This is a genomic window from Myxococcus llanfairpwllgwyngyllgogerychwyrndrobwllllantysiliogogogochensis, from assembly GCF_006636215.1.
Classification (GTDB): Bacteria; Myxococcota; Myxococcia; order Myxococcales; family Myxococcaceae; genus Myxococcus; species Myxococcus llanfairpwllgwyngyllgogerychwyrndrobwllllantysiliogogogochensis.
The window spans coordinates 1-579 of record NZ_VIFM01000632.1; the positions used below are offsets into that span (position 1 = coordinate 1).

Sequence of the window (579 nt, forward strand, 5' to 3'; positions counted from 1 at the left end):
AGGAGCGAAGGACCTGCTCGCGCTCCTCTCCCGTCACCAGGGAGAGCGTCCCCAGGCGTGCGTCGGGACTGGAGATGAGGGCCTGGAGCGCGACGCTCCAGTGGCGCAGGAGGCGCTCGGGGGTGGAGGGCTCGAAGCGCGCGGCGTCGAAGAGCAGGCGCAGCTCCAGGGCGTCCCCGGGGATGACGTAGGCCTCCAGTGGGGTATCGGCCTGCTCACGCGCGCTGAAGTCTCGGATGCCCAGCTCGGCGCTGGCCGAGTTGACGGCGGCGTCGACGGGGAAGTTCTCGACGATGAAGAGGGACTCGAAGAGGGGCGTGCCACGCGGCACGTCGCTCCACCGCTGGAGATGGGTCAGCGGCGTGTGCTCGAACTGGCGCAGCTCGAGCTGCTGGGTGTGGAGCTGCTGGAGCCAGGAGAGCGCGGTGGCGTCTTCGTCGACGAAGATGCGAACGGGCAGTGTGTTGATGAAGAGGCCGACGGCGTGCTCGATGCCGGAGACGTCGGCGGAGCGACCCGAGGTGGTGGCGCCGAAGAGGATGTCGTGCTCACCGGTGTGACGTGAGAGCACCAGCGTCC

Annotated in this window: 1 protein-coding gene; it reads right to left on the bottom strand. The window is 69.1% G+C overall.

Annotated elements, in window-relative coordinates; translation table 11 throughout:
- On the bottom strand, positions 1 to 579 hold a 579-nt coding region (locus FJV41_RS49730; RefSeq protein ID WP_246137918.1), incomplete at both ends, for a condensation domain-containing protein.